The following is a 16,062-nucleotide window of genomic DNA, read 5'->3' on the forward strand; positions in this document are numbered from 1 at the left end:
CGCCTGCGGGCGCGCGCCGTGCATCAGGCGAATTCCACTTCGACGTGGCCGTGCACGCTGCGGAACGCGGCATCGGCTGCGTCGATCACCTGCTGCTCCTGCTCGGCACTCAGCGGCACCGCGTCCAGCGCGGCGGTGAACTCACGCCAGTGGCGCGCCGCACCATCCGGGTGCGCGGCCAGGTGGCGGGCGCCGAAGTCACGGTCCAGCCCGAGCTTGGCGGCCATCTTGTAGAGAATGGTGCCGCCGAGGTTGGAACCTTCGGCTACGTACAGCCAGCCAAGGGCGGCCGGCAGCGCCAGGTCCGAGGGCAGCGCGTCGATGTCCGCGCCTGGCAGGGTCTGCTCCAGGTCCTGCAGGTCGCGCGCGATCTGGGCCAGGCGGCGGCGCTCACCGAGATCGGGCAGCAGTGCGTCCAGCGCAGGGTTGGCATACAGCGCATCGATGCTGCGGTGGAACCGATACTGCACGCGCAGGAAACGGGCGAAATTGCTGCGGTCGGCGAAGATGTCGCCGGCCATGATGCGCTTGTCCAGGGCACCGTGGCTGTCGCGGGTGGCGGCCTTGAGCCGCAGGCTGCGGCTGTCTTCGGGAGCGATGTGTGCGTTCATGGGGGATGCCAAGGGGGTCGTCGTGCTGTAGACGTTCGCCGCGGGGCTTTCCCCAAGGCCGTGTGCGCCGATAATGGACCATCCCTTCTTCCAGCAGGAACCGATGATGATCACCACCGAACCGCGCATGACCAACCTGTTCCTGCAGCTGGGCCTGGACGCCAGCGCCGAGGCCATCGCCCGTTTCATCCGCGAGCACCAGCTGGCCACCGACGTTGAAGTGGTCGAGGCACCCTACTGGAACGATGCCCAGCGCCAGTTCCTGTCCGAATCGCTGCAGGCCGATGCGGCATGGAGCACGGTGGTGGATGAGCTGAACGAGTCGCTGCACGAAGATGCGGTGAAGGCTTCGACCGGGCTGTAAACAGACGCCGGGCATGGCCCGGCGCTGGCGATCACACGGCGGAAGCGGTGCGAACCAAGGTCCGCACCCACCGAGGGCGGTCGGAGCCCGATGGGGTCAGAGCCCTCTCCTCAGGAAAGGGATCCAACCCCACCGCCCATCCGCGACCGATCAATACTTCCAGGTCAACGCCAGCCGCGCGGTGCGGCCCGGTGCCGGCATCACGCCCAGCGCCAGCGGGTCCAGGTAGTAGCGGTCGGTCAGGTTGTCCACGCCCGCTTCCACCGACAACTGGTCGTTGAAGCTCCAGCTGGCAAACAGGTCCACCAGCGTCGTTGGCCGGTACAGCTGCTGGATCGCCGACAGGCCCACGTTCCAGTCCTTGTCCAGCTTGCTGATCGGGCCGGCGTTGTGGACCACGCGGGTGCCGAAGGTCAGGCGCTCGTCGAACAGGCGCGAGCCCAGCGTCAGATTGACCATGTAGCGCGGCGGATTCTGTGTATTGGTGTACGACCCCTCGAATCCGCCGTCCACGCAGTCCGGCGTGTTGGCCAGTTCATCGTTCTTGCGCTGTGCACCATAGGCGCGGCGCTCTGCGGCGATGTCCGGCGCGCAGGTCTTGGCCTTGAAGTAGTAGTGCGCGGAAAGATCGGCAAACACCTTGCCGCTGTCATAGCTGGACTGGAACTCCATGCCCGAGACCTTGAACTGGTCGACGTTGCGGATCAGGCCTGCCGACAGCGTGCGGTAGTCACGGGTGATCAGGTCGTCGATGCGGGTATCGAAGTACGCCAGCTTCAGCGCAAGGCGGTCGCCAGCGGTGAACAGGTCGTAGCGGATGGTGCTGGCACCGATTTCCCAGCTGCGCGCACGCTCCGGCTTCAGCTCGCCCACCGGCTTGGCGGCAGTGAACAGGCCCAGCGTGGTCTCGAACAGGCTCGGCAGCTTGGTGCCTTCGGCGTACTTCACATAGACCATGGTGTCTTCGCTGAAGCGATAGGCCACGCTGGCCGTCGGCGAGAACGCGGTGTCACGACGGCGGATCGGCTGCGACCACGTCCAGCTGACCGGCACTTCCAGGTCCTGCGGCTTGCCGGCGTCGTAGAAGTTCCAGCCACCGATGTCGCCCACCGTGCCCTTCTTGTACGGTGAGGCCAGCAGTGATTCCTGGGTGAAGTTGCCGTTGGCGTCCGGGTACCAGTTCAGCAGCGCGATGCGCTTGGCCCGCCACGACGGCAGCGCCGGGTTGCCATTGAGCAGTTCGGTGTAACGGTACTGGCCCTGTACCTCATAGGCGTCGGGCGTGGCCAGGCGGTTGCGGTCATGCACATCCACGCGGTTCCAGCGTCCGCCGGCCAGCAGTTCCCAATGCTCATCGGGCTGCCACTTCAGCGAGGCCACGGCACTGTATTCCTTGCGCTCGGCGTTGCGCAGGAAGCGGTTGTTGACCAGATCGTCGTGCATGACCGGCCCCGAACTGCCCGGCGCGATGTCTTCGTCGCTGTAGGACAGGCCGTAGTCGAAGGTGAACGCACCAGCACGAGTGTCGAACTTCGAGGTGTTGCTGGCATCCAGGCCGAAGCGCTTCTGTCGCAGCGGATTGCGGTAGGCATCCTTGTAGCCGGGGTCGCCGCTGAAGCTGGGCGCGTCATACCACTCGGTGCGGCGGTCGAAGTACCACGGGGTGATGCCGGTCAGGCTGTTGTACATCACGCTGTCGGTATCGGTGTATGTGGCGTTGACACGCAGGTCGACCAGATCGCTGTCCGGATTGAAGCGGTAGCGCAGGGTGTAGCTGTCCATGTCGACGTGGCCCGGGTCCCACTGCGGAATGCGATCGCGGTCGACGCGGATGATCTGCGAGGCCATGATCTCGCCGGCGGTGCCTTCGTAGCGGCGGTAGCCCGCTTCCAGCGTCTGCGCATCGTCGATGCGCCAGGTGCCCTTGAGCAGCGCCGACTTCGAACGCGACGAGGTGTTGAACACTTCGGTACGCGGCGGATTCAGCGGTGCCAGCGTGCGACGGGTCTGCGGGAAGTCGTCGTAACCGTGCTTGCCGGAGAAATAGTTGCCGTTGTCGCGGTAAGCATAGGCGGCGACCAGATCGAAGCGGTCCCAGTGACCGGCTGCGGCCACGTTGAAGAACTGGCTGCCGGTGGCGCTGCGGTCGGAACGCGGCGCGGCGCTATAGGACGGCAGGTTGTTGGCGCTGGCGTTGGCCAGGCCGCCACGCACGCGCATGCCGAAGTCACGGCCTTCGCGCAGCACGTCAACGATCTTCAGCGTCTCCATCTCGACCACGCCACCGATGCCACCGGAGGCGTTGGCCTGCAGGCTCGGGCCCTTGGTGATGGTCAGGCTGGAGATCAGGTCCGGGTCGAGGTAGGTGCGCTGTGACTGGCCGGCATAGCCGCGGTAGGTGTCCATGCTGGACTGGCCACCGTCGATGATCACCGGCACGCGGCCCTGGCCCTGGATACCACGGATGTTGACGTCGAACCCATTGCCCACGCGCGGGTCACCGGCGGTGACACCGGCCACGCCCTTGACGATGTCGCCGTTGGAAGTGCCGCGGAAACGTTCCAGGTGCGTGCGGCTGAGCGTGGTGGTGGAGCCCACACTGCGATAGCTGTCGAGCAGGCGCGCCTCGTCGCTGGTCGCGCCACTGTCGACGCGGTCGCCGGCTACGCTGAGCGTGTCGGTGACGATCACACCGCTGTCGGCCTGCACCGGCGTCGCCGCTTCCAGAGTGACTGCATCTGCGCTGACGCGGCGCACCGCCAGGCCACTGCCCTGCAACAGCTGCTGCAGCGCCTCGTTGGCCGGCAGGCTGCCCTTGACCGCACGCGAGGTTACGCCCTGGGCCAGGGTGGCCGGATACACGACCTGCACGCCGGACTGGCGCATATAGCTGCGCAGCGCTTCATCCAGCGGCTGCGCTGGAATGTCGAAGCGCTGCACGGCAGCGTGGTTGCCGGTGGCGCTCTGTGCCAGCACGGACGGTGCGGCGCTGGCCAGGCCGGCGGCCAGCAGGGCGATGCACAGGCGGGACGGGCGCAGCACACGGCCCGGGCGGTGGGAGTCGAACATGGGGAACCTGTCAGGTAATCGGTGCCGCAGGCGCGGCGTCATCCGCAACACGGGCGGACACGGCGACGTACGTGGCGGCGGCGGGTACGTTCGCGTGGTAAGACGGTTGGGCGCGCGGCAACCCCAAGAGCGATTTGCGGTCGCGGCAGGTGCCGACCGGCCGGTGATCGTGGTGGGTGCCGACCGTTGGTCGGCACACTGGGACCTTCATCCACACATGGCGTGGATCTACTGGTGAATGATGGCGACGCCAAGCGGCAGGCGGGTGACCTGCAGACCTGCTGTTGCCGCCAGTGCATCCAGCGCCTGCTCCGGGCGATCGATGCGCAATGCGGCACTCACCGCGGGTAGTCGCGACAGATCGCCGCGCACGAAGGTCGGGCCGGCGCGGTAACGCCCCACCCATTGCACGGCGTCGGCGACGCTGGCCTGCTCAAGCAGCAGCTCGCCCTGCCGCCACGCGCCGACGCTGTCGGCAGCCACATCCCGCAGGCGCGTCACGCCGCTGTGCTCGCCATAGACCGCACGCTGGCCCACCTGCAGATAGGTCCAGCCACCGTCGGCCGGGCTGGCCACGCGCACCCTGCCCTGCCCGACCTGGGTTTCAACCTGGTCATCGCCGCGCGCGACGGTGAACGCGGTCGAGATGTCCTCGATCACGCCGTTGCCCGCACGCACGCTGAAACGTCGCTGCGCATCCGGGCTGACCTCGAACCAGGCACGCCCGCGCAGCAGCTCGATCTCGCGTGCATGTGCATTGAAGCGCACGGCAATCGCGCTGTCCGCATCCAGTACTGCGCGGCTGCCATCGGGCAGCTGCACGTTCTGCACGACGTGCGTGCTGCGATGGTCGGCCTGCAGCCGCAACCAGGCCTCCGGCCATGCCACCAGCATCGCCAGCGCGGCTGCAGCGGCCATTGCCCAGCGCATTCGATGCGGCCGCGGGCGTTCGGTGGGCCGGACCTGCGGGCGTGGCCCGACACTGCGCCACAGCGCGCGCTCGTGTTCGAAGGCGCGTCGGTGCCCCGGTTGTGCCAGCCAGCGCTCGAACTCGTGCATGCGCCCCTCGCCGATGTCACCCGAGGCCAGCCACGCGATCCAGCCCCGGGCCTGTTCAGCCAGGGCATCGTCATTGGCGGCGGGCAGCGTGTTCGGCGGGCTCATCGGCTGGCGGACAGGCGCATTCAAGCGCGGGCGGAGGAACTAGACCGCATCCACGGTCCAGTGATCAAGACGTTTCAGCGAGGGCCAGCCCCAAGCCGGGGCGATCATCGGCCGCTGCGTGCCCAGGCCAGGCGCTGCAGGGCGGTGCGCACATGGTTCTCGACGGTCGTCACCGACACCCCGAGACGGCGGGCGATCTCGGCCTGGGTCAGGCCCTGCAGGCGGTTGAGCCGGAAGATGGTGCGGGTCGGCTCCGGCAGGTGCCCCGCCGCGTCGAGCACACGCTGCAGCTCGTCCTGGGCCATGGCCCGTTCCTCGGTCGAGATGACCTCGTCCGGCCCCCACAGGTAGTGGTCGGCCAGCAGGCGGTTGCGTCGGGTCGATTCGCGGCCGTGGTCGGTGGCCAGGTTGGCGGCCAGCCGGTACAGATAGGCCCGCGGGTTATCGATGGCCTGGCTGTCGTCGACCCCACGGGCCTTGAACCATACGGCCTGGATCACGTCCTCGGCACCATTGTCTCCGCCGAGGATGCGCTGCACCCGGCGCAGCAGTGCCGGCCGCTCACGGATCAGCAGTTCGGTAAGTGAGGCGGCATTGGAGGACATGCGCGGAACCGGGACGACAGACGGAAGGCGCCGCGCATGCTACTCCGTTAATGAGAATCAGTCACGTTCGCATCAGTGGATGCAGCCGGTCAGCCCGTCATAGACGCTCTCCGACGTGCCGGGCAACGGATCATGCAGCGGATTACGGGCCGCCAGCGCCGCATGGAAGTCCTCAACCGGGGTGCCAGGCACCAGCGGCAGCCGGCATAGCCAGGTCGGTTGCCGGGCCACGATCGCACCGTCGTTCCGCGACACGGCCAGGTCACTGGCGGCAAATGCCCAGAGGCACTCACGCACCGTGCCGTGCACCGCATCCACTGAACACCGCAGGCGCAGCGCCTGGATGTCGCTGTACTCGCCCTCGCAGAAGGTGTCGCCGCAGATCCTGTCGAAGCCATGCTGCAACCGGCCTTCCAGGGCAAAGAAGCGGTCCCAGTTGGCTTCCTGGTGCGGGTAGTCGATCAGGTCCACGTAGGGAAAGGCCTGGGCGGCGGGCGCGATCAGCAGCGCGCAGAACAGGCCGAGTGACAGGGCGGATGGTTTCATGCGGGAACTCCTCGGGTAGGTGCATCCAGCCTGCACGCCCACGCCGCCCGGCCCCATCGGTCAACCCCGGCCCGCCGGGTCGGCGCCTTCCACGCCCTGCCGTCGGCCCCCTCCCCTGCACAGCGCCCGGCAAAGGCATAAAATGGGGGGCTATCCGTCTATATCCCCCACCTGGAGCACACCATGGGTCTGGAACTCGTCTCGCCCGGCAAGAACCCGCCGGAAGAAATCAACGTCATCATCGAGATCCCGAAGGACTCGGAGCCGGTGAAGTACGAAGTGGACAAGGAAACCGGCGCGATCTTCGTCGACCGCATCCTGTCCACCCCGATGCGCTACCCCTGCAACTACGGCTACGTGCCGAGCACCCTGTGCGGCGACGGCGATCCGGCCGACGTGCTGGTGGTGCTGCCGCTGCCGCTGGTGCCGGGCTCGGTCGTGCGCTGCCGTCCGGTCGGCGTGCTGAAGATGAGCGATGAGGCGGGCAGCGACGAGAAGATCCTGGCCGTGCCGGTGTCGAAGATCTTCAGTGGCTACGCCCACGTCGAAGACATCGCCCAGGTGTCCAGCCACTGGCTGGAGCGCATCGGCCACTTCTTCGAGCACTACAAGGACCTGGAGAAGGGCAAGTGGGTCAAGCTCGACGGTTGGGGCGGCGCCGCTGAGGCCAAGCAGATCCTGATCGAGGCGCACCAGCGCCATCTCGACAGCAAGGCCTGAGCCTGAACCGGATCGCTCCGGCGGCACCCCGCCGGAGCGATGCGGGTCACGTTTCATGACGACGGCACATCACTCTTGCCGCCGTATTAGGTAAATTGCGTCACTTCACACGTCGTCGACATCCATCGTCGAGACAGCCAGGGGAATGTGTCGTGCGTATTCTGCTTGTTGGGGATGCAGCCAGCCTGCCGGCTGAGCTGACCGAATTCATTGCCGATCTTGGGGAAGACTGGCAGCCGCTGACCGCCACCGATGGCCAGACCGCGATGACCGCGGTGGCCACGCAGGGCGTGGATGCGGTGATCGTCTGCCCGCAACTGCCGGATCTCAATGCCACCACGCTGCTTGGCCAGATCCGGACCTTGCGCCCGGAAACCATCCGCATTGCGCTGGTGGACGCCCAGCACGGCAACCGGCCGCCGCCGGCACGCCTGATCGGCGTGGCCCACCGCTTCCTGCCGTTGCCGCTGGCACCGGAAGTGTTGCTGGAAGCGCTGACCAGCCTGGAAGAGCTGCGTGAAGTGCTGGACAGCCCTCGCCTGCGCGACGCCATCGGCCGTATCGAGAAGCTGCCCTCGCCGCCGCACCTGTACCTGAGCCTGACCCAGGCACTGGAACATGACGACGACGCCGACAGCGCCGACGTCGCCAAGCTGGTGGCCGCTGACCCGGCGATCGCGGCCAAGGTGCTGCAGCTGTCGAACTCGGCGTTCTTCAGCCAGGGCCGCACCATCGCCGACCTGCGCACCGCCGTGACCCGCCTCGGCCTGTCGACGCTGCGCGATCTGGTACTGGCCAGCGAGGTGTTCTCGGCACCGACACTGTCCACGGCCGAGCGCAATTCACTGCAGCAGCGCGCCCTGCTCGCCTCGCGGCTGGCGGCACGCCTGCTGCCCGAATCCAGCGCCGAACTGGGCGCGACCGCCGCGCTGCTGGCCGACATCGGCCTGCTGCTGCCCGGCGTGCGCAACGAGCGCAGCGAACCATCGCTGGCCGGTGACACCCGCCCGGGCCACGCCGAAGCCGGCGCCTATCTGCTGGGCCTGTGGGGCCTGCCGATGCCGATCATCGAAGCGGTCGCGTTCCATCTGCAGCCGCAGCGTGCCAATACGCGCAGCTTCTGGGTGACCGGCGCGGTGCACGTGGCACTGGCACTGGTCAATGGCGATCCGGTGGACGAGGACTACCTGCAACGCGCGGGTGTACTCAACAGGCTGCCGCAGTGGCGGGAGCATGCCAATGCGTTGATGGGACTGGTACCCAGCGAGACCTGAGCGGTCAACGCAGGAAGAACCTTAAAGGCGCGCCCAAGGGCGCGCCTTTTTTGCATCAGCGCGCGCCGCAGGCATCCTGCACGCAGTGGCGATACTGCAGATCGCACAGGACCTTCGACTTGCCTGCAGCCAGGCATTCCTGACGCAGCTCCTGGCAGTACAGCCCGCCCCCACAGACGCCACCGGTCTGGGCGAACACCGCACCCACCAATGTTGCATAGATCAGTGCAGCAGCAGACAGTTTGTGCAACAGCGTGCTCTTCATCGCTCTCCCCATGTGCAAGGGTCCGCAAGTGGACCCAGCAACCGTGTTGATTACGACACGACGGGAACGTGACTTCCCTCATCTTCCAAGATATTTCGGAATTCCCCTACAAAGAAAGAGGGCGGACCTTGCGGTCCGCCCTCCTGGTACTGCTATAGCACTTCGAACTATCAGAAGCGCTGGGTGTACTTCATGTACAGGAAGCGACCGACGTCGAAGCCACCGTAGTAGGCGAAGCTCGAGTTCGGCGCCGAGTACTGCAGCGCACCGCGGTGATCGAACACGTTGTTCGCACCCAGGGCGATGGTGGCATCCCACGGAGCCTTCCAGCTGACCTGCACGTCGTGGAAGGTGTTGGAGCCGGTGTGGCGCAGCGGATCCGGCTCACCATTGGCGTAGTGGTTCGGAGCGTCGCACCATGCGTCGTCGATGCAGCTTTCCTTCATGCCCGAGTAGTAGCGGGCAGTCCAGTTGACGCCGAAGTCACCCAGCTCCCAGTTGACACCCAGGTTCGAACGGACGCGGAACAGGCCCGGCTCACCAACGCGACCGATGGTGATGTTCTCACCCTTCTTGTTCTGGCCGGCTTCGTCGTACTTGGCCAGGTAGCTGGTCTGCCAGTCGATGCTGAACTTGCCGATCGACAGTTCCGGCAGGCGGTACTTGACACCCAGATCGTAGCCTTCGGTCTCCATCGAGCCGAGGTTGGCCAGGCCGTAGGTCAGCGCCTCGATATGGCCATCAGCGGCACGGGTGACGCCTTCGCAGCGAGCTGCGTTGCCCAGCACGTAGCAGTCACGCAGGATGCGATCAACGCTGTCAGCGATGATCATGTTCTTCAGCTCGTAGCGGTACCAGTCGAGCGAGATGTCCAGGCCCTGCACCCAACGCGGGCTCCAGACCAGGCCAACCGTCTTGCTCTTGGAGGTTTCCGGCTTCAGAGCCGAATTCGAACCGCTGACGAACTGGTCCGGGGTCGCGCACGGGAAGGTGCTGCAAGGCGCGAAGCCCTGGCCGACCTGCACGTAGTTGGCCGGCACGCCAGCCGCGGCGCAGGCAGCATTGCCAGCGACGTTGCCCGGCGAGGTCGAACCGCACGGATCGGTATAACGCTCGAAGCTCGAGTTGGTGCCGCCGTACAGATCGTCAACGGTCGGTGCGCGGAAGCCTTCTGCGTAGGTACCGCGGACCAGCAGTTCGTCGATCGGGCGCCACACCAGGCCGAACTTCGAGTTGATCGTGTCACCGAAGTTGCTGTAGTCAGAGTAGCGGCTTGCGACGTTGAAGGTCAGTTCCTTGGCAAACGGCAGGTCCGACAGGATCGGCACGTTCAGTTCCAGGTAGAACTCATCCAGCGAGTAGTTGCCCGAGGTGGTGGTCGACGCCAGGCCGGTCGACTGGCCCGACTGACGGAAGGCGTCCGGCACGAAGCGGCCTTCTTCCTTGCGGTGCTCGTAGCCCATGGCCACACCCAGGTCACCGGCCGGCAGCTCGAACAGCGAACCGGACAGGTTGGCGGTGTAGCTGGTGGTCTTGGTCACACCAGTGTCGGTGTAGGTCGGGAACAGGAAGTTCTGCAGATCACGGTCGGCAAGCGAGCCCTGGCCGTTGACGCCGTAAGGCAGCAGCGGGTTCCACGGGCGACACTGGCTCAGCGGGATCGGATTGGCGGCGGTCCCGCACTGAGCAACGCCCTGGCCGTTGATGAACGACTTGCCAAGTGCCTGCTCGGAAGCGATCAGGCTCATGTCGCCGTAGCCGGTCTTGGTCAGCTCGTTGCGGTTCCACAGCGCGCCAACGTCCCAGTCCCAGGTCTTGCCGGCAAACTCGAAGAAGCCACTCAGGCTCGGCGCGAAGCGCAGGGTCTTGAGGTCGCTCTTGGTGGTACGCGGCACTTCCCACAGGCGGCGACGGAACTCAACGTCCTGGCCGATCGGGTTGAACGCGCTGTCCTTCGACAGCGGGGTACCGAACGACAGCGACTGGTACGGGTAACCCGCGATCTGCTGGTCGGTGGTGCGCTGGTTGTACAGCACGTCAGCATTGAAGGTGATCGAATCAGCCAGATCGTAGCTGCCGTTGACATACACGGACTTACGCTCGATGCCGGTCTGCACCATCATCTGCTGGTTGGCGTTGGAGTACTCGGCCGGAGTCAGCAGGTGGTAGTCGGCCGCATTCTTCGGGTCACCGCCCGGATTCAGGGTCTTCCACTCCGGCTGCGGCTGGCCTGCAGCGCGCGGCTTGCAGTCGCCCCACACGCGCGGGTCGCACCAGGTGCTGTTCTGGCTCAGCGGGCTCCAGTCGGCAGAGGTCGAATTCGGGCCCAGGCCGCCGTCGCGGCTGAACCAACGATCCTTCGCCCACACCGGATCCTGCTTGGAGTACTCGGCCGACAGGGTCACGCCGCCACGCTCGCCTTCAGAGCCGAGGGTGAACGAGTAGGTGTTGGTGTCGCCGTCGCCGCGGCCGTACTGGCCAACGTAGACGCTGGCTTCAGCACCATCGAAGCGCTTGCGGGTGATCACATTGACCACGCCAGCAATGGCGTCCGAACCGTAGATGGCGGAGGCGCCATCCTTCAGCACTTCGATGCGCTCGACGGCGGCCATCGGAATCTGGCTCAGATCCTGGTAGCCGGCAGTGGTCGCGCCCAGGCGCTTGCCGTTCATCAGCACCAGGGTGCGCTGCGCGCCAAGGTTGCGCAGGTCGACGTAGTAGCCGCCAACGTTTTCGCCGGAGGACAGCGAGTCCGCGCGGGAAATGGCCGGCGAACCTGCCGAGGTCAGGTTCTGCAGGACATCGGCGACGGTGGTGTAGCCCTGCTTTTCCAGGTTCTCACGGCTCAGCGTGAGGACCGGCTGCTGGGTCTCCATCGAGGCGCCGCGGATGCGCGAGCCCGTGATTTCGATGCGATCCAGGGTGGTCGCATCCTTTGCTTCCTGCGCAGAAGCAAAGGCGGGCGTCAGCGCCAACGCAATGCCAGCCGGCAGAAGGCCCAGCCGCACTGCGGGATTACGAACGTTCATCTATCTCTCCAAGGTACGTGTTAGCAGCGTGTTAAAACACCCCAGCACGTTACGATTGCGTTGCAGCGCTGTATTTGCGCGAGCCAACCGGAGACTTTGCAGATTGTGGCGGCAGCAAGCCGCCGTTTTCCCTGAAGCGCGATGCGGACTGGCCGTAGCGGGCGCGGAACGCACGCGCGAAGCTGCAGCAGTTGTCGAAGCCACTGGCCGCAGCGACCTCGCCAACCATCATGTCGGTGTCCCGCAGCAGGTCGGCCGCCCTTTCCAGGCGCAAACGTGCTGAAAGCGACTGCGGGCTTTCCTCGTACAGGCTCTGGAAGGTCTTGGAGAGATACCAGCTGGAGAAGTTGGTCAGCTCGGCCAGTTCACCGATGCGCACCACGCGGTGGCTGTTGCCTTCCAGGTACAGGCGGGCGCGCTGCATGCGGCCGAATACCTGGCGCTTGCGGCTGCGCGAGCGACCCGGGCAACGCTGCACGTTGTCGGCCAGCCCACGCTGCAGGCCCGCCAGATGCAGCAGCAGCGGGCGCAGTGCCTGTGCCGGCTGACCACTGGCCAGCGCATCGCGCCACAGGCGCAACGCAACGCGGGCATCGCCACGGCTCATGCGGCCACGCCCGGCGTACAGGCCGCAGTCGGCCATCTCGGCCAGCACGCGCAGCGCTTCGACAGTCAGGTTCAGGCCAACGCACAAGCCGTTGCGGCCTGCCTGCACCAGCGGCCGCGACTCTTTCTCGAAGGCGATCCACTCGCCCTGGCGCAAGCGGAAGCGTCCTTCCTTGGCTTCCACCCAGGAGCTGCCGCGCACCTGCATCCACACAGTGAAGCTGCTGCCTGCGGTCTGCAGGCTGCCGAGCCGGGCCACGCCCAGGCAGGTCGGCGCAGCATCGTCGAGCGACCGGTCCAGAGAGACGGTTTGGCCGCGATCGGCCAGCGAGAGTTGACGCATGGGGGGGCACCACGGTTTGCCTAGTACAGGCCTCCGTTTTGCCAAATCAGGCGGCACCACGTCAGGAAAGTCAGACGAGATCGCCACGAATTCGCGGCGAGGTCGCCACGAAGAAATTACGAAGGCCCATTTCCGTTGAACAACAACAACTTGGAGAACGCCGGAAGCAGCGTCGGCGAGCGCTCGGGCAAGCGCATCACGCCGATGTCGGCACCGTCGCTGACCGCCATTGCCACGAACAGCGTGTGCCCATCGGCGCCGGCACTCAGCCCGTTGCCGGCACTGAGGCGTTCCGCATCCAGGCAGCGTTCCGGCTCCTCGCGCCCGGCCTGGATCAGCACCAGTGTCGTGCCACAACGGGTGGACGTACCGAGGTAGCCGATCGCGTTGTTGCCGGCCACGGTCCAGGCCCGGTACCGCCACCGGCTGGGCCGGTCATCACTGATCTGCTGCACACTTGCCGGTGCCAACGCCGCATCCACCGACCACAGGCCTCCTGCGGCCAGGCGGGTGAACAGCACACGCCCGCTGCTGCGATCGAACCGCGCCTGCGAAACACCGTCGATGCTGGCCAGGCGGCGCCAGGGCTGCACGCTTCGATCAAACAGGCTCAGCCGGGTCTGTTGCTGGTCATCGCGCTCGACCACCAGCAGCTGGTCCGGGCGTGCCCCGTACAGTGCCTGCAGCGGCTGCTCCGACGGGACAGGCAACGGCTGGACGCGTTCGTCACGTGGGGCGATCTCATAGACCACCGTGCGTCCGTGCTCGTCGCGCCCCACCACCAGCAACCGCCGGCTGTCGGCCGACCAGTCCGGTGCCTGACGTGCCTCGGGCCGCAAGCCTTCGATCGGCCGCAGCGAATCGGGGCGCTCCATGTCCGCCCACCACAGCGCGAAGCTGCCTGAACGATCGGACGTGAACACCAGTTGGCGTCCATCCGGCGCCGCCATCGGCTGCCCATCCCGGCCACTGGACGCAAACAAGCGCTGCGGCGGCGAGCCGCCCTCCATCGGCACCTTGAAGATGCCGAACTGCGCGCGCCGATGGACGAAGGCCAGCATGCCCGCGCGGCGTGCAGTGGCCGGCCACTGTGCGTCGTCGAGCCCGGCATCGCGCAGCGTGCGGCTCTCGACGTCCAGGTAGTACAGGCGCACTTCACTGTCGACACGGCGTCCAAACACGATCGTCCGGCCATCACGCAACCAGGCCCAGCCACGCAGTTCAGCGGCCTCGCTGGTCAGCTGCTCGGGCGTGCCACCCGCTGCCGGCATGCGCCACAGGTCGCCCAGCTGCGGATTGCGCACGAACACCAGCCACTTGCCATCAGGCGAGTAGCGCGGCGCATAGTCGAAGTCATCCTCGGCAACACCGTAGTCCAGCGCCTCCCATTGGCCACTGGCCAGATCGAGCTTGCGGATGCCCCGATGGGCATAGCGCCCCACCATGCTGCCGAACACCAGGCCACGGCCGTCCGGCGTCCAGTCGAAACTGAGCAGCTCGGTGCCATCGCACCGCGTGGCCTGGCGCAGGGCACCACCGGTCGCGCTGGCGATCAGCACCTGGCAGCCGCCGTTGTTGCTGAACCGCGCGAAGGCGATCTCGCGTCCATCCGGCGACCAGCTCGGGAAGCGGTCAACCGAGCCGGCCGGCGGAGCCAGCAGCTGCCGCGCTGGCGCGTTGCCGGAGGTCTGCACCTTGATCGCCCCACCCCCTTGCCCGTCTTCGTTGGCGCCTTCATAGGCCACCAACGAACCATCGGGTGAAAGCGTGGGATAGGTTTCAAAACCGCTGGTTGCAGTGATCAACCGATAGGGGCGCTGCGGGCTGCCGATCACGCGCGTGCCGTTCTCCACGGCCGCATCCACCGCTGAACTGCTGGCCGGTGCCCGCCGCAGCAGCAGCGCGGCCAGCACCACCACCGTGGCCAGCATCAGCACGCCCAGCACCAGCAGCACGCGCCGGCGGACGTGGCGCCAGCGGCGGCGCGATGCCTGCACGTGTGCCGGCCTCTCCTCGGCGATGACCATCACCGGTTGCAGGTCCGCGATTTCGTCATCGGCTCCTGCGGACGGCGCCGGCTCGACATCGTCCAGTACCTGCACCGGCACCAGCAGGCGATAGCCGGTCTTGGCGATGGTCTCGATATAGGCCTGGCCGTTGTCGTCGTCGTTGCTGAACGCCTTGCGCAGCTGGGTGACGGCCTGGGTAAGCACATCATTGGTCGGCAGCGTGTCCGGCCAGACTTCCGCGAACAGTTCATCGCGGGTGACAACACGCCCTGGCTGGCGCAGCAGTACACGCAGCACGCCCAGCGCCTTCGGCGTCAGCCGACGCGGGCGACGCGCACCGACGACCTCGACTTCTCGCGAGGACAGAGTGACAGTGCACTCTCCGATCCGGATCCGATCGAATCCGGGGGGCTGGTTTTCACTGCTGTTCATTTTCCGCTACACAGTAGAGACAGGTCCGGGGCAGCGTTTGCCTTCGATACCCTCCCGTCCTGGGAACAGCAAAAAGCCAGACTCCGCACAAAGCATCGGCGCATACCGCAAAAACAATGAAGCGGGCGAATACTAGCCTATGCGGGTTACCTCGCCTATCGCGTGGTCGACATCCAGGCTCTCTCTCGCCGACGCATTCACATAATTTGCTGCACCATTCGCGCCCTGCGGGGCGCGGAATTTTTATCTGGCGTTCATTTTCACATGCGCCGCAGCATGGTCAATCCGACCAGTCGCGAAACCACCAAAGCCACGTACATCACGCCTGAAAACTGCTCCAGCATGACCAATGCACGCGCCTGCGGATGCAGTGGCACGACGTCGCTCAGGCCGACACCCGAGAGCAAACTGAAGCTCAGATAAAGCAGTTCCATCCAGGTGCGCTGTGCACCACCACCGGTGCCCTGGAAACTGCCCGGATACCACTGCTGGCACACGGCGAAAGCAAACGCGAAGGCCCAGGCCAGCAACGTGAATGTCGCACCTGCCGCGAACAGTTCATCGCGGGTGACTTTATGGTCCTGGAGCATGTAGGCGATGAGTGCACCGGCCGTATAGAAGTACAGCAGGCTTTCCAGCAGCTGCGCGGTGGTCAGCAGCGCACTGCGATCCAGCAATGCACCGGCCAGCGAGAACACCACCGAAGGAATGGCCAGCAGCAGCGCCAGCCAAGTGCCCAGCGGGCTGCGCTGGACCACCCACAGCGCCAGGCCCAGTACCGCCATGCCGAACATGCCCAGCGCCGCGCGGCCCGCAGCGGTGTCATCCAGCGCGGGGTATAGCAGCACGGCGATCAACTGGGCCCCCAGCAGCCAGGCCGAAGGATGACGGCGGGCAATGGCCAGCCAGCGGGTGGTGATGGCAACGGGCATGGCGTCCTTTCCCCAGGGTGGTGGGCCGAGGATAGCCGGGAGCGGTGTGATGAGCGGTAGTGCCGGCCGCTGGCCGGCACCCCCGCTTCCGCA

13 protein-coding genes are annotated in these 16,062 nt (G+C 66.2%); 3 read left to right on the forward strand and 10 right to left on the reverse strand.

The annotated features are described in order from the left end of the window. Positions 1-23: 23 nt before the first annotated feature. Positions 24-611: a biliverdin-producing heme oxygenase gene (locus AC5P6E_RS01130; protein ID WP_019338795.1), complete on the reverse strand. Its 588-nt coding sequence runs from the start codon at positions 609-611 to the stop codon at positions 24-26. Between the two features lie 106 nt (positions 612-717). On the opposite strand from AC5P6E_RS01130, the gene AC5P6E_RS01135 reads away from it, so the two are divergent. Next, on the forward strand, positions 718-975 hold the full coding sequence (locus AC5P6E_RS01135) for a DUF2789 domain-containing protein (protein ID WP_029550886.1): 258 nt from the start codon (positions 718-720) through the stop codon (positions 973-975). A gap of 150 nt (positions 976-1,125) precedes the next feature. Here AC5P6E_RS01135 and AC5P6E_RS01140 read toward each other — a convergent pair whose 3' ends face one another. From AC5P6E_RS01140 to AC5P6E_RS01155, 4 genes are all read right to left on the reverse strand, one after another. Next, positions 1,126-4,044 (reverse strand): TonB-dependent receptor domain-containing protein, encoded by a 2,919-nt coding sequence (locus AC5P6E_RS01140; protein ID WP_019338797.1) that lies wholly within the window; start codon positions 4,042-4,044, stop codon positions 1,126-1,128. A gap of 228 nt (positions 4,045-4,272) precedes the next feature. Further along, positions 4,273-5,208, reverse strand: coding sequence for a FecR family protein (locus AC5P6E_RS01145; RefSeq protein ID WP_019338798.1), 936 nt, complete (start codon positions 5,206-5,208; stop codon positions 4,273-4,275). Positions 5,209-5,312: 104 nt separating this feature from the next. Beyond that, positions 5,313-5,813 carry an RNA polymerase sigma factor gene (locus tag AC5P6E_RS01150; protein ID WP_010483990.1) on the reverse strand — a complete coding sequence of 167 codons (501 nt, stop codon included), beginning with the start codon at positions 5,811-5,813 and terminating at the stop codon, positions 5,313-5,315. Between the two features lie 72 nt (positions 5,814-5,885). After that, positions 5,886-6,359 (reverse strand): hypothetical protein, encoded by a 474-nt coding sequence (locus AC5P6E_RS01155; RefSeq protein WP_019338799.1) that lies wholly within the window; start codon positions 6,357-6,359, stop codon positions 5,886-5,888. A gap of 183 nt (positions 6,360-6,542) precedes the next feature. Here AC5P6E_RS01155 and ppa point away from each other — a divergent pair, with 183 nt between their 5' ends. Together ppa and AC5P6E_RS01165 are read left to right on the forward strand one after the other, a co-directional pair. Continuing rightward, positions 6,543-7,079 carry an inorganic diphosphatase gene (gene ppa / locus AC5P6E_RS01160; protein WP_005410935.1) on the forward strand — a complete coding sequence of 179 codons (537 nt, stop codon included), beginning with the start codon at positions 6,543-6,545 and terminating at the stop codon, positions 7,077-7,079. A 152-nt stretch (positions 7,080-7,231) separates the two neighbouring features. Further along, the gene (locus AC5P6E_RS01165; protein WP_019338800.1) at positions 7,232-8,353 is read left to right on the forward strand and encodes an HDOD domain-containing protein; all 1,122 of its coding nucleotides are present in this window, start codon (positions 7,232-7,234) and stop codon (positions 8,351-8,353) included. A gap of 55 nt (positions 8,354-8,408) precedes the next feature. Here the strand turns inward: AC5P6E_RS01165 and AC5P6E_RS01170 are convergent, their stop codons facing one another. The 5 genes from AC5P6E_RS01170 to AC5P6E_RS01190 all read right to left on the reverse strand — a co-directional run bounded on the left by AC5P6E_RS01170 (position 8,409) and on the right by AC5P6E_RS01190 (position 15,969). Then, positions 8,409-8,618, reverse strand: a complete 210-nt coding sequence (locus tag AC5P6E_RS01170) for a hypothetical protein (protein ID WP_019338801.1) — start codon at positions 8,616-8,618, stop codon at positions 8,409-8,411. Positions 8,619-8,788: 170 nt separating this feature from the next. Next, a complete protein-coding gene (locus AC5P6E_RS01175) occupies positions 8,789-11,647 on the reverse strand; it encodes a TonB-dependent receptor (RefSeq protein ID WP_010483986.1) in 2,859 nt (952 codons plus the stop codon). Positions 11,648-11,696: 49 nt separating this feature from the next. Continuing rightward, complete coding sequence (locus AC5P6E_RS01180; protein ID WP_010483985.1) at positions 11,697-12,596, reverse strand: helix-turn-helix transcriptional regulator; 900 nt, start codon at positions 12,594-12,596, stop codon at positions 11,697-11,699. A 116-nt stretch (positions 12,597-12,712) separates the two neighbouring features. Beyond that, on the reverse strand, positions 12,713-15,037 hold the full coding sequence (locus tag AC5P6E_RS01185; RefSeq protein WP_019338802.1) for a winged helix-turn-helix domain-containing protein: 2,325 nt from the start codon (positions 15,035-15,037) through the stop codon (positions 12,713-12,715). A gap of 260 nt (positions 15,038-15,297) precedes the next feature. Continuing rightward, positions 15,298-15,969, reverse strand: coding sequence for an ion channel (locus AC5P6E_RS01190; RefSeq protein WP_010483983.1), 672 nt, complete (start codon positions 15,967-15,969; stop codon positions 15,298-15,300). Between the last annotated feature and the right edge of the window lie 93 nt (positions 15,970-16,062).

The organism is Stenotrophomonas sp. YJH_SMC_16, from assembly GCF_059367875.1.